Annotated in this window: 12 protein-coding genes and 4 pseudogenes; 8 read left to right on the top strand and 8 right to left on the bottom strand. The window is 66.7% G+C overall.

Annotation, left to right across the window (positions count from 1 at the left end; genetic code table 11):
• Nucleotides 1–19: 19 nt before the first annotated feature.
• The 4 genes from OYT95_RS43435 to OYT95_RS43420 all read right to left on the bottom strand — a co-directional run bounded on the left by OYT95_RS43435 (nucleotide 20) and on the right by OYT95_RS43420 (nucleotide 2,222).
• Nucleotides 20–439 carry an Hsp20/alpha crystallin family protein gene (locus tag OYT95_RS43435; RefSeq protein WP_268792628.1) on the bottom strand — a complete coding sequence of 140 codons (420 nt, stop codon included), beginning with the start codon at nucleotides 437–439 and terminating at the stop codon, nucleotides 20–22.
• Between the two features lie 315 nt (nucleotides 440–754).
• Complete coding sequence (locus tag OYT95_RS43430; RefSeq protein WP_268792640.1) at nucleotides 755–1,042, bottom strand: hypothetical protein; 288 nt, start codon at nucleotides 1,040–1,042, stop codon at nucleotides 755–757.
• 76 nt (nucleotides 1,043–1,118) lie between these two features.
• On the bottom strand, nucleotides 1,119–1,472 hold the full coding sequence (locus OYT95_RS43425) for a hypothetical protein (RefSeq protein ID WP_268792639.1): 354 nt from the start codon (nucleotides 1,470–1,472) through the stop codon (nucleotides 1,119–1,121).
• Between the two features lie 141 nt (nucleotides 1,473–1,613).
• On the bottom strand, nucleotides 1,614–2,222 hold the full coding sequence (locus OYT95_RS43420) for an Rv1733c family protein (RefSeq protein WP_268792638.1): 609 nt from the start codon (nucleotides 2,220–2,222) through the stop codon (nucleotides 1,614–1,616).
• Between the two features lie 595 nt (nucleotides 2,223–2,817).
• Here OYT95_RS43420 and OYT95_RS43415 point away from each other — a divergent pair.
• The 8 genes and pseudogenes from OYT95_RS43415 to OYT95_RS43380 all read left to right on the top strand — a co-directional run bounded on the left by OYT95_RS43415 (nucleotide 2,818) and on the right by OYT95_RS43380 (nucleotide 9,183).
• Nucleotides 2,818–4,291 (top strand): annotated as a pseudogene (locus OYT95_RS43415) (CYTH and CHAD domain-containing protein).
• A 77-nt stretch (nucleotides 4,292–4,368) separates the two neighbouring features.
• Nucleotides 4,369–4,741, top strand: a pseudogene (locus tag OYT95_RS43410) (erythromycin esterase family protein); the annotation flags it as partial.
• Between the two features lie 205 nt (nucleotides 4,742–4,946).
• Entirely contained in the window at nucleotides 4,947–5,099 is a 153-nt protein-coding gene (locus tag OYT95_RS43405; protein WP_268792637.1) for a hypothetical protein, read from the top strand.
• Nucleotides 5,050–5,343: pseudogene (locus OYT95_RS43400) on the top strand (DUF4010 domain-containing protein); the annotation flags it as partial. The gene OYT95_RS43405 and the pseudogene OYT95_RS43400, both read left to right, overlap by 50 nt.
• Nucleotides 5,344–5,349: 6 nt before the next feature.
• Nucleotides 5,350–5,493 carry a hypothetical protein gene (locus tag OYT95_RS43395; RefSeq protein WP_268792636.1) on the top strand — a complete coding sequence of 48 codons (144 nt, stop codon included), beginning with the start codon at nucleotides 5,350–5,352 and terminating at the stop codon, nucleotides 5,491–5,493.
• Nucleotides 5,494–6,137: 644 nt separating this feature from the next.
• The gene (locus tag OYT95_RS43390; protein WP_268792635.1) at nucleotides 6,138–6,374 is read left to right on the top strand and encodes a universal stress protein; all 237 of its coding nucleotides are present in this window, start codon (nucleotides 6,138–6,140) and stop codon (nucleotides 6,372–6,374) included.
• Nucleotides 6,375–6,804: 430 nt separating this feature from the next.
• Nucleotides 6,805–7,452 (top strand): response regulator, encoded by a 648-nt coding sequence (locus OYT95_RS43385; RefSeq protein WP_268792634.1) that lies wholly within the window; start codon nucleotides 6,805–6,807, stop codon nucleotides 7,450–7,452.
• Nucleotides 7,453–7,461: 9 nt separating this feature from the next.
• Nucleotides 7,462–9,183 carry a sensor histidine kinase gene (locus tag OYT95_RS43380; RefSeq protein WP_268792633.1) on the top strand — a complete coding sequence of 574 codons (1,722 nt, stop codon included), beginning with the start codon at nucleotides 7,462–7,464 and terminating at the stop codon, nucleotides 9,181–9,183.
• A gap of 147 nt (nucleotides 9,184–9,330) precedes the next feature.
• On the opposite strand, the gene OYT95_RS43375 is transcribed toward OYT95_RS43380, so the two are convergent.
• From OYT95_RS43375 to OYT95_RS43360, 4 genes and pseudogenes are all read right to left on the bottom strand, one after another.
• The gene (locus tag OYT95_RS43375; RefSeq protein WP_268792632.1) at nucleotides 9,331–9,618 is read right to left on the bottom strand and encodes a hypothetical protein; all 288 of its coding nucleotides are present in this window, start codon (nucleotides 9,616–9,618) and stop codon (nucleotides 9,331–9,333) included.
• A 242-nt stretch (nucleotides 9,619–9,860) separates the two neighbouring features.
• Nucleotides 9,861–10,208, bottom strand: a pseudogene (locus OYT95_RS43370) (type VI secretion system ATPase TssH); the annotation flags it as partial.
• A gap of 222 nt (nucleotides 10,209–10,430) precedes the next feature.
• Nucleotides 10,431–11,237 (bottom strand): family 1 encapsulin nanocompartment shell protein, encoded by an 807-nt coding sequence (locus OYT95_RS43365; protein WP_005251300.1) that lies wholly within the window; start codon nucleotides 11,235–11,237, stop codon nucleotides 10,431–10,433.
• Complete coding sequence (locus tag OYT95_RS43360; RefSeq protein ID WP_268792631.1) at nucleotides 11,234–12,286, bottom strand: Dyp-type peroxidase; 1,053 nt, start codon at nucleotides 12,284–12,286, stop codon at nucleotides 11,234–11,236. Before OYT95_RS43360 ends, OYT95_RS43365 begins: the two co-directional genes overlap by 4 nt.
• Nucleotides 12,287–12,733: the final 447 nt, after the last annotated feature.

Raw genomic sequence — 12,733 nt, 5'->3', positions numbered from 1 at the left:
GTTCCCGTGCGGGTCGGGGTCAGGCGTGGATCGCCTTCTTCTCTCCGCTGCCGCTGATCTCGATCCTGCGCGGCTTGGCCTTTTCCGCGACGGGGATGATCAACCGCAGTACCCCGGCGTCGTACGTGGCGTCGACCTTGTCGGTGTCGAGATTCTCACCCAGGAACAACTGCCGGCGGAACACACCCCGCGGCCGCTCGGACGCGAGCATCTCCTGATTCTCGTCGCGAGCGGGTCGCTCGGCATGCACCGTCAACACGTTGCGTTCGACGTCGAGGTTCAGGGAATCGACGTCCACCCCGGGCAGATCGAACTCGACGATGACCCGATCATCCTCACGCCAGGCATCCATCGGCATCACCGCCGGTCGTGCCGTGGTACCGAGGATCTGCTGAGTCAACCGGTCGAGGTCGCGGAACGGATCCGTGCGCATCAACATTGTTTCCACCTCCAGAAACCTCTCTGTTTGTCACAGTATCTACTGCATTCGCTGTAGATTTGTTATATCGTTTGACATAGAACATGACAAGAGTCATGGCGAAAAAATTCCCAGCCCCAGCACCCGCATCTCCCCCGCTCTTGCCGACATCACCACCGGCCGAGTCCCCGTCGTGCGACCCGATGCCGGGCTCGGCGGGCACCGCGTGGCGGCGAACCCCACCCGTGTGGCGACACAGCGCCGTGCGGTTCGAGCACGTGTGGGTGGTGCGGGTCCACGGTCCGCCGCGCCCCGGGATGGCGAGTTTCTGACCGGCTACCCGTCGCGGACGTCGTGGTCGTCGCCGAAGGGGACCGCGAAGGCTTGCTCGAGCCAGTCCGCCTCGGGCGCGTCCCAGGCATGGTCGGTGCCGGCGGAGGACAGTGCATCGTCGACGGTGCCGACCGGCTGCGCCTGCTCGAGCCGGTCGGCTTCGGGCGCATCCCAGGGCACCGGTACGCGGGAAGCCGGTTCGGGGTCGAGCAGGCCGCCGACGGTGTCGATGGTGTGCGTCTGCTCGAGCCGGTCGGCCTCGGGCACGAAATCGAAGGGGCGGGTGTTCATTCCGTGGTCCTTTCTGCTCTGATCAGGGCGGTGTCGGTGCCGAGACGTGTTGTTGTCCGCGGCAAGGCGGTGATGTCTAGCCGCGCCGGAAGTCGAAATCCGCCGGGCCCGCGGCAGGGTGTTCCGCGTCGAGCTCGAGGTCGCCGTCATCAGCGAACACGAGTGGGCCGTCGTCGAGCACCATCGCCCACCGGCGGACCGGCGCCCGGCCCCCGCCGAGTTGGTCCCGAACGGCGGGCTCGTCCGCGTAGTCCTCGATCACCACGCCACGAACCGGGTGCAGATGCTCGGAACCGGTACCGGTACGGACTACGACACGCGATCCCACCACCACCGCCTCACCCCCCGGTTCACGTGCAATACCTGGCATACCGATCAGGTGTGCGGCGGGCCCGCCGGAAAGGTGTGCGTCTGTCGTCGAGGTGTTCACGCGCGAATGTCCTGCTCTCGTATCGGTGGATCCAGCTGCGCCGGAGTCGTTCTCGTTCGTCTCGGCCAGATCGTGAGTGCTGCGGTCGGGGATTGTCGGGTTGATCGCTGCTCCTGCGTCACGCGGCTTCGAGTGACGGGGTCAGCTGACGGGCCATCCTGGTGTCCGGCCGAATTCGTTCCATTCGCGATCCCATTGCCGCATCCGGCGCCGTGAATTCATCCATCGAATGCAGGACAGCAAGAGGAAGGCACCGCTCGCGGCGGCGGCCCACACGCAAAGTGCTGCGCTCACAGCGACGGTGGCGTTTTCCTGCCCAGTCCTCGGCTCGGCCGTGAGGTTGCCGTTCGAGTCGATCCACACGTCGATGCTGTCGCCCGACTTCGCGTCCGGTGGCGTCGGTACATCACCCGAGCGCAGGGTGCCGTCCGGTGCGGTCCAGTGCGCCGACGCATGGTTCTGGGGTTCCCGGGAGCTGGTACGTGTGTCTGCCACCGATCCGGGCCGCGGGTCGGCGACGAGAACGGCAGCCTGTCGGTGGCTGCGCTGGCGGTCTGCGTGGGATTGTTCGCTCAGGCCCGTGTATGTCGCTGTCCCGAAGGCGGCCGCGCACGGCACCATGATCAGTACGAACACGGTCGCGAGAAGAGCCGCGGCGGCATCGACGCGGTCGCAGCGTCGCATGAGTGGGTTTCGGCTCCACGGTGCCATTCGCCACCAGCGCAGCGGGAGTGCCTGATTCGTGTCCATCGTGTACCTCCTCCGTTGGCTCGGTTCCGAGTCTTCCGCGCAGACCGCGCCCGGCGTAGGGAACAAGGTCATCGACACTCGTTGCTTGTCGGAGGACTTCAGTCCTCTGCGTCCTTCGCACACGATGAGCGGGGTACGGCACAGCAGGCGTAGCAGCGCCGCGCTCGTCGAACCGAGGGTCATTCCCTAAAGCCGCCCCCTGGTTTCGATGACAATCGGACTGGGCATCGCCTACGCCCATCATGTGGCGCCGCCCGCCGATGATCCGATGGCGCCCGTACCGAACGAAATGCGCGGTGCCGGGACGAAGTCCTCGCAGACCCGAGTGTGCACAGGCGAGAAGACCAGCGTCCATCGAACCAGTGACCTTCGACCCTGCGCGTCTCAGCGAGGCTATCGGGATCGTGGTACCGAGCCGGCACGACCGTGTGAACGTGGCAAAGGAGGACACGAGATGGCCGAAAACCATGGACCGCAGACCTGGGGTCAGGGCGCAACGTACACGCGAGACGACGGCCCGGCGGGCAGGCACCGCCACTTTTCCTGGTCGCCCGAACGTGTGGGCCGGAGAGCGAAGACTGGACTCACGACGTCGATGCGGCGGGAGCGGGAAGACAAGTACGACGTGAGCCTCGACTTCGTGGTACCGGGCCTCGACGACCTGGTTCCGGCCGGAGGCCGGGTGGAGCGGGACACCGTCACCCTCGACAGCGTGTACTACGACACCGCCGACCGGGATTTGCTGAGCCAGCACCTGACGCTGCGGCGCCGATCCGGGGATGTGGACGCCGGCTGGCACCTGAAGGTGCCCGCGGGCACGGCGCGCACCGAGATCCGGCTGCCGATCACCGAGGGTGAATCGGTGCCCGACGAGTTGGCGACGCTGGTCGTCGGTGTGGCACTCGGCAAACCCGTGCGGCGGGTGGCCGAAATCTCCACCACCCGACACCGGCACCGCCTGCTCGACGCGGACGGCAACCTGTTGGCGGAGGCCGCCGACGATACGGTGCAGGCCACCGCGACCGCCGGCGACGAGGGAGCCGTCGCCAGCCAGTGGCGCGAAGTGGAGGTCGAGCTCGGCGACCGCGGTGACGACAAGCTCCTGCGGGCGATCGGCACACGGTTGACCCGTAGCGGTGCGCACCCGTCGCGGTATGCGTCGAAGCTTGTCCGGCGCTGACGCCGGACCGCGGTCGCGCGGACGCCAGCGAAGGCGACGACGGGGATGCCGGTGTGGGGACTGTCCGAAAGCTGCTGACCGACTACCTCGAGCAACACGCCCAGGCGATCGTCGCCGGTGACGTGTGGCTCGCCGCGGGCTGGACTCGATCCATTCCACCAGGGTCGGTATCCGGCGGTTCCGCAGTACCCTGCGCGTGTTCCAGAAGGTTCTCGACCCGGCCGCGCGGTCGCACCTCGACGAGGAACTGTCCTGGTACGCCGGGATACTCGGTGAGGTCCGTGACCGGCAGGTCCAGCGCGCCCGGTTCGCCAAGGCGGTCGCCGACCTGCCGAGCGAGCTGGTGATGGGCCCGGTCGCCGCCCGCATCGACAACGACCTGCTCGCCGAGCAGCGCCGGTATCAGGACGAGGTGATGGCGACCCTCGACACGGGCCGCTACCGTGCGCTGCTCGCCAGCCTGGCCCAGTGGCGCACGGCGCCTCCGCTGACCGACGAGGCCTCATCCGGTTCCCGGGTGCTCGAGAAGGCCGCCCGGAAGGCGTGGAAGAAGGCCGACAAGAGGCTGGCCGCCGCCCTCGACGACGGCGGGGATGAGGCCCTCCACCGGGCACGGAAGGCCGCGAAGCGGGCCCGTTACGCCGCCGAGCTCACCATCCCAATCCTCGGTAGGAAGAAGAGCAGAAAGAAGGTCGCGAAGTACAAGAAAATCCAGGAGGTACTCGGTGAACACCAGGACAGCGTGGTGGCCCGCGGCGTCCTCCGCGCGCTCGGCGCCCGCGCCGGGGCCACCGAGGGCGAGAACGGATTCACCTTCGGACTGCTCTACGGACTCGAGCTGCAGGCCGCCCAACGCGCCCGCGACGAAGCCGAAACACTCGCCACCTGACCAGCGCGACGGACGGCCGGGACGAGTTCGGCGGTCGGCCACGTCGGATGGCTAGCCGGGCCGGATCACGCATGTCGTCGAGGGTGACCGAGGTCGGAACCCAGGGCGAACTGACTGTGGGCCAACTGGTGCGCGAACGGTACCGCGACGACTGCCGCCTGATCGGATTCAGCACCTACGCGGGAACGGTCACCGCGGCCAGCGAGTGGGGTGGACCGGCGGAACGAAAGATGGTCCGCGCCGCGTTGCCCAGCAGTGTCGAAGAACTCTTCCACGAGGTGGGAAAGGACGCGTTCCTCGTCCGCACCGACCACGAACTTTTACACGCTGCTGTCCGATCAGTTCGACGCGGTGATCCACATCGACACCACGCACGCCCTCGAACCGCTCGAACGCACCAGCCTATGGGTGGAAGGCGAAATGCCGGAGACCTACCCGTTCGCTCTGTGACCGGTGATGCGGGTGACGATCACGGTCCGCTGTCGTCCGGGGCCCTTGGGTGGTTGCGGACGGGGCGTCCGAGCGCCGTCCGGTCGCACACGCGCATGAGATCGGTGGCCGTTCGCCGCCCCGGTCGCGTTCCTGCTCGGCGCCCTCGCCTGGCATCACCCGTCGCCCGCCGTCGGACTCGGGGGCGGCCTCCTCTGCGCGGCCCATGACCGCGGTCGCCGCGACGCCCGACACGAACGTCAATGTTGAGGTCTCGTCCCGGCTCGCGCTCGTCTTCGGTGACGCCGCAATGATGATCGCCGCAGAGACTGCATTTCTGCATCCTCCGGCGGCGCGGGCGAACCCCGGAGGGCGGTGATGGCCGGGAGCAGTATCTGTCGGCCGGGCTGCTGGACCGGCCGATCTCCATCCCGGCGACCCTCTCGCTGGCAGCAATACTGCTGCTTTCTCTCGTCGTCACCCGAGGCGCCGCCGACGTCTTCGGTGGCGGCGGCGCGGTCGCGGCGGCCGCAGTGGGCGGCCTCGCCGACGCACATTCCGCGGCCCTTGCTGCAGCCTCGGCCACCGGAGAATCGTTGTCGGTTGACGCCGCAACGATGGCGGCGACGGTGGCTGTAGGCACGAACCTGCTCACCAAGCTCACGCTCGCAGCAATAGCCGGGTCCGTGTCGTTCGCCCTCCGACTGGCGGCCTGGCTCGCCCCGCAAGTCGCCATCACGGTAGTAACGGTGTGGGCGTTGCTCATTCGCTGACAACCAGAACCTCACAATCGATCGCTCGGGACGTCGCAATGGTCGATCCGTCGATTGTCGTGGGTGGGCGGGGCCTCGTCGTTGGACGCGGTGTGGTGGGCCGGTCGAGAGGCGGCACTTCGCAGGGCGCCGCTGCTGCTGTCCTGTGTCAGTTACCGCGGCATGGATGCCGTGCCCGCGTCATGGAAAGGAGCTGCAATCCAGGGCACAGCATGAGCGCGCCGCAGCCGTCGAAGTCGCCGAGGCAGGGAACGCCGTCGGAGCGGTCGAGATCCGCGCCGAGTTGTCGCATCAGTACGCTCCCGCGGCGCTCGTCGCGCGGTCCGAGAGTGCGGCGATGGTCGTGGTCGGCCGCCCGCGGACTCGGCGAGTTCACTGGCGGTCTGGTCGGCTCCGTCAGCTCGGCCGTGGCGCGCCACGCACACTGTGCACAGATCATTCCCGGCCTCCGGCGGGACGAGCCCGCAGACCCGAATAGCCTTCCGAACTGGACTTTCGAAGGACACCCGATGGCGGCGGCCTGTTCGCACGCCAGAAGACCAGCGTCCATCGAACGAGTGACCTTCGACCCTGCCCGTCTCAGCGGGTTTATCGGATCGTGGTCTCGAGCCGGCATGACCGTTTCCGTGGCAAAGGAGGACACGATGGTCGAAAACCATGGACAGCCGACCTGGCGTCAGGACGCAACATCCACCCGAGACGACGATCCCGGGGACGTGAAGTATCTACGCCCCCTGGGTCTGGCATTTGCCCTGCTGTCGGGCGCCGCCATCGCCGGCTTGGTCGTCGGTCTCGGGGCGTGGCTCGCGACTCCGCTCGTGGGAGTATCTGCAGCGGCGACTCTCATCGGCACCGCATGCCTTGCAGTAGCAATGGTGTGATGCCGCCTCGACCACGTCGACGAAAGCCCTGGCACTCCCCGTTACCGTTTAGGTGACCCCATACCGGTCCCGAGTCCCGAGTACCGAATCCGGCACATAAATGGACTGCGGTGCGGCGGTAACGAAGTATGGCCTACCTGCTCACGCGCCTCACCGCGCTCACCCGCGTCACCGACCCCGGCAAAGCAGGTTGGCAATCGGAGAGTTGCTCCCGGAATCGGGCGTCCGGAACAGGCCCCCATCCGTCCGGGGGCGGCGACCGAGAGAGCCCGGAGGGGCTCCCCCTCGCCCGGCAGACTCCGCCCTGACATTGAGCGCACACGCCCGCATGAGGTGTTACTGATGCTGAGCTCGACGACGAAGTCAACTCCTCCGCCTGTTTGTATCGGTCGGCGGCGTAATCTGTGACGCGGGGACTGGAGGTTTCCGTATGATCAAGGTCTTTCTCGTAGACGATCACGAGGTCGTGCGCCGCGGCATAGCGGATCTCCTCACCGCTGATCCTGATCTGACAGTAATTGGCGAGGCCGCGTCCTACGCGCAGGCGATGGCGAGGGTGCCTGCCCTTCGGCCCGATGTCGCTGTCCTCGACGTACGGCTTCCCGATGGCAACGGCATCGAGCTGTGCCGCGAGTTACACGCGCGGATGCCCGAGTTGCGATGCCTCATCTTGACCTCGTTCACCGATGAGCAAGCCATGCTCGACGCCATCCTCGCTGGTGCGAGCGGGTACGTCGTCAAGGACATCCGGGGCATGGAATTGGCGGCGGCAGTACACGAGGTCGGGGCGGGCAAGTCCCTGCTCGACAGTAGAGCCGCCGCCGCTCTGATGGACAAGTTGCGCGCGACCTCGAGCGAAGGGAAGGGGCCGTTTGGCCACCTGACCAATCAGGAGCGGACACTACTCGCGCTCCTCGGGGAGGGGCTGACCAACCGCCAGATAGCGGAGCGGATGTTTCTCGCCGAGAAAACAGTGAAGAACTATGTGTCACGGCTACTGGCCAAACTCGGTGTCGAGCGCCGAACCCAAGCCGCCGTCCTGGCCGCGAAGATGCCGCCCCCTCGCGCCGAGTCGTAGGCGCCTGCGGTGACCCGGCAACCAGACGAGCACGATCACCCGCCACTCCTCGGCAGCCTCTCCGAGCTTCGACTCCGCGAGCTCCTGACCGAAGTGCAGGATCGCGTCGAGCAGATCGTGGACGCACGAGACCACGTCGACGGCCTGCTCGACGCCGTGCTCTCGGTGATCTCGGGACTCGATCTCGACAACACGCTGCGCACGATCGTCCATGCCGCCATCAACCTGGTCGACGCCCGCTACGGTGCACTCGGGGTCCTCGGCCCGGACGGCGAGTTGAGCGAGTTCGTGTTCGAGGGCATCGACGACGAGACACGCGCCCGCATCGGGGAACTTCCGCGGGGGCGAGGCTTGATCGGATACCTCATTACCAACCCGAAGCCGATGCGGCTCGACGATCTCTCCGTCCACCCCGCCTCGGCGGGATTCCCACCCCACCACCCTCCGATGAAGACCTTCCTCGGTGTCCCCATCCAGACGCGCGACAAAGTCTTCGGAAATCTGTATCTCACCGAGAAGGCGAACCGGCGGCCCTTCAACGACGACGACGAAGTGGTCCTCCGCGCGTTGGCTGCCGCGGCGGGAATCGCGATCGAGAACGCCAGGTTGTACGACGAGTCACGAACGAGGCAGACCTGGCTCGAGGCCACTCGTGAAATCGCCACGGAATTGCTCGCCGGCAGTGACACCACCGACGTGTTGCAGGTGATAACGGACGACGCACTCGCCCTCACCGCAGCGGACAGTGCCTTCCTCGCCGTCCCCGAAGATCCCGACACTCCGTCGCACGAGGTCACCGAACTCGTCGTGACGGCATCCGCCGGCACGGTACCCGGCCGCCTCCTCGGCAGAACCATCCCACTGGAGGGGTCGACGTCTGGTCAGGCATTTCGCCACAGAACTCCCCTGCGCGTCACCGAGCTGGCGTTCGACCCGGGCTTCGAATCGGCCACGCCATTCGGCCCGGCCCTGGTACTGCCCCTCCGCGCGGCACAATCGGTGACCGGGGTGCTGGTAGCACTGCGCAACGCCGACGCCGCACCGTTCACCGGCGAACAGTTGGCATTGATGTCCGGCTTTGCGGATCAAGCGGCCGTCGCCCTTCAGCTCGCCCACAGCCAGCGGCGGATGCGCGAGCTCGACGTGCTGTCCGACCGCGATCGCATTGCGCGTGACCTTCACGATCACGTGATCCAACGGCTCTTCGCGGTCGGACTGTCCCTCCAGGGCACCCTGCAGCGGGCGAAGTCGCCGGAAGTCAAACAGCGGTTGGGGCAATCGGTGGACGATCTCCACGACATCGTGCGCGATATTCGTACTGCGATCTTCGATCTTCACTCTGGTGCGGATGGAACGACCCAATTTCGACGCCGGCTTCACGAAATCATCGCCGAGGTCACCGCCGACTCCGGGTTGCGCACCACCGTGCACATGTCTGGTCCGCTGTCCGTGATCGACGCCGCGCTGGCCGACCATGCAGAAGCTGTGCTTCGGGAAGCTCTGAGCAATACGGTCCGCCACGCTGCCGCCGGCACGATCACGGTCAGCATCTCCGTCTACGACGATCTCGTCATCGAGGTCGCGGACGACGGCACCGGCATTCCCGAGAACGTCGCGAGAAGTGGACTCGACAACCTGGCTGCCCGCGCACGCGAATCCAATGGGCAGTGCACCATTGGCACTACTCCGGGCGGCGGAACCACCCTCCGGTGGTCCGCCCCCCTCCCCTGACCGACCGCACGAGCCATCACATTTTGCTCGACTACACGGGATGCGCCCCTCGCCGCTGCTGCATCAGGGACCACGCCGAACTCCACACTCAGACACTCAACTTGGTCTTGGTCGATTCGACTGGCGGCGCCGGGGCAGCGACCGACGTCAAGTCCGCGGAGTGGTGAAAATGCAACGTCCCATCGACGAGGAGAACTCCCCACCGCGCCGCACCCGCGGATTCCCGTCGTCGAGTAGCACATTCGCATCGTCGACACCGACGTCGTACACGATCACACCCGTCCGTGCGGGATCGGATGTCGCCGAGATGCGATCGACCCTTCCGGCGGTGATCCGCACGCGCGCGCCCACCGTCAACCCTGCGCTCGCCATCTCCCGTCGCACCACCGCACTCGCCTCCGGCGTAGCCAACACTTCCTGGTCTGATAGGAACATCTATCCTCGGGCACAGATAATTTTGTGTGACGAAGATGCCGCTCCTGGTCGAAGGAGGGACCTGCCCATGGACACTGGCAGTCTGTCCAAATTGACCCATCATCCAGACATTGCCCGCCAGCGGTCCTCGAGCTGAGCGAGTTGGGGGTCCGGACCGGACTGCGCTCAGACCGATTCGGGCGATCCGGGGCAGCGGATCGTGGCAGTTCCCGCAGCGGGGTTTGCCGTCGCCGGCCGCGGGCCGTCCATGCGGCCACGATCTCTGCGATCTCGTCTTCGGTGACCACCTCGCGCAGCAACGGATTCCGGCCCTGCCCGGTGGCCAGTTGCTCCTCCGCCGCCCTGAGCCTGCGTTCGAGCTCGGTGATCTCGCCGTAGCGCAACTCGGCGGCCCGATTGAGGTCGTAGTTGCGCTCCGCTTCCTCGGTCTCGTGGCGCAATCGTTCCAGCTCTCCCCGCAGTTCCTGCACCCGCCGGATCGCCTGCCGCTCCGCCTCCCACTGAGCTTGCTCGAGATGCTCGGCCTCGGCCCGCAAGTCGGCCAGCTCCTTACGCAGCTCCTCGAGGCGCGCCTTGCTGGCCGCGCCCGAGCAGCTCGAGCAAGCTGCCCGCCGGGACGACCGCCGACCTCCTTCTCGAGTTGGCCGGCGACGCTTCCATGGTTCGGAGTGGTTGCGGCACACGACAAATCCGTTCGGGTCCTGCCCCGGGGTCATCAGCTGACCGGGCAGCTGGCACTGCTGTTCACGATGGTGACGTACACCTTCGGTGGGCTGTACCTGCTGTTCGGCGGTTGACGACCCCGGCCGGGGTCAGCGTGCGAGGACGACCGCAGCCTCCGCGGTGAGCGAGGCGAACGTGAACGTCTCTTCGAGGTAGAGCGTGACGTCGGTGGCGGTGTGGCTGTCGTAGCCGATCGACAGGTCCGTGCCGAGGGTCAGCTGGTTGTCGCCACCGCGGGTGGACAGCACGTACCCACCGCTGATGGCGGGTGCCCAGATGATGTCGCCGGTGACCAGGTCACGCAGGTGGTGGAACACGGGATGTCCCTCGTCGCGGGTCTCGCTGACTGCGGTGTACGCGTCGGCGTCGAGTACCACCGAATACGGTCCCTCGACACCGGCGAGTCGCAGCGCCGACAGCGCGGACGCCACGGCGTCGGGGATGAGCAGCGGATCCTCCGGCAGACTGAGAACCGGGTTGTCGCTGGACGGTCCGAGTCCGCGGATGCCCGCCTCGTCGAATCCCTGGAAGATCGACTGGTCTTCCGCGAACGCGACGGCCTTCGCGGCGTCCTTGACGGGCTGCCAGTCGGAGTCGAGGGAACCCCGGGCGACGTCGTCGACCTCGGCGCGGCTGAGGGTGAACGGGAACCGGAGTTCCACGAGCGGGTCCACCTGCCGCTGCTGTGCGCGGATCCTGCTGTCCGATGTCTTGATCGGGGTGACCCGGCCGAGGTTGTGGGCCGAGTAGGAGTATCCGAACGGTCCCGCGACGTCGACGACGCGTCGACCGGCGACGTGCCGCTTGAACGTGCGGGCGGCCTCTTCGCCGATCTGCTGCCAGGCAACCTCGGTGACGGGTGCCAGGTTGCGGTGCAGATTGCTCGAATCACTCATTGCGATACTCCTTTGAGACCACCGATTTTCAGGGACAGGTCGTACGGGCCGGCCGCGGCGGGCCCGACCGGGTCTTCGGGTGCCGACTCCGCGTCGCCCGGCTCGTCGCCGAGCGATTCGAGCACATCCCGGCTCGGCACGAAGAACAACGTGCCGGTGGCCGCCGTGGAGAAGTCGAGGATGCGGTCGTAGTTGCCGGGCGGTTCGCCGAGAAACATGCGTCGCAACATCAGCTCGGTGACGGCGGGATCCTTGGCGTACCCGATGAAGTAGGTGCCGTATTCAGCCTCGCCGAGGCTGCCGAAAGCCATGTTGTCGCGGAGGATGTCGTGCTCGACGCCGTCGTCGTCGACGATGGTGTTGAGGGTGACGTGCGAATTGACGGGCTGGACGTCGTCGTCGAGTTCGACGTTCTCGAGCTTGGTGCGCCCGATGACCCGTTCCTGTTCCTCGGTGCTCAGCGTGCTCCACGCGCTCATGTCGTGCAGGTACTTCTGCACGATCACGTAACTGCCGCCCCGGAAGTCGGGGTCCTCGTCGCCGATCAGTGCGGCGTCCGCGGCGTCGTCGTCGGTGGGATTCTCGGTGCCGTCGACGAATCCGAGGAGGTCGCGGGAGTCGAAATAGCGGAAGCCGTGCACCTCGTCGACCACGGTGGCGGCGGAGCCCAGCGCGGAGACGATCTGGCGGCCCAGCTCGAAGCACAGGTCCTTGCGGGCGGCCTTGATGTGGAACAGGACGTCACCCGGCGTGGAGGGCGCGCTGTGGACCGGCCCGGACAGCGGGACGAACGGATGCAGGTGCGCCGGTTTCGACGACGAGCTCACGCGGTCCCAGAACTGCGCACCGACACCGACCACGCACGACAGGGAGCCGGCGAGTTCGCGGAAACCCACCGCCTTGAGCAGTCCGTCGATCCCGGAGATCACATCGCACACCGTCACGCGGTCGTCGTCGGAGTCCCCGGCGACGAGCACCAGGAACAGGGAGGCAGAGCTCGGCGGAGTGAGGACTGCTTGAGGTGCCAACCTCGCGACCGGGCCGGGCATCATTGCATGATATCGCGCAGCCCCTGACTGCGTAGGCACCGCGAAGCGCAGGCCCGTGCCCCCGCCGGCAGGAGCCAGTGGAGCGTACCCTGACGTGCTCGATCACTGGCGCAGGACGCATACAGGGCTCGCCGATCACCCTGAACTGATCGTGAAACCGCCCCGCCAGTCGCCATCTGCGGCAATAACAGTGTGGGTACTGCTCATCCGGTGACAATCCACGGGTCTCGACTGATCGCTTCGAGGAGGTTGCAATGGTCGATCCACCGAGTGTCGTGGGGCGCTGAGGCTGCGGATCGGGATCATAATCCTCAGTTCAGCGACCATCCGGCGTTCGGTCTGACCGGAGACTACGACACCACACCGGACCTCACTGACCTCGCCGATCGTAGGGGTGGCCCGATCGGGAGTGTGACAAGGCGAAACTGCTCACCGTCGAGCGAAAAT

The organism is Rhodococcus sp. JS3073 (assembly GCF_026810085.1).
In the GTDB taxonomy this organism is placed as follows: Bacteria; Actinomycetota; Actinomycetes; order Mycobacteriales; family Mycobacteriaceae; genus Rhodococcus_F; species Rhodococcus_F wratislaviensis.
The sequence above is the reverse complement of the archived record's forward strand: the minus strand, read 5'-3'. Positions and strand labels throughout refer to the sequence as shown.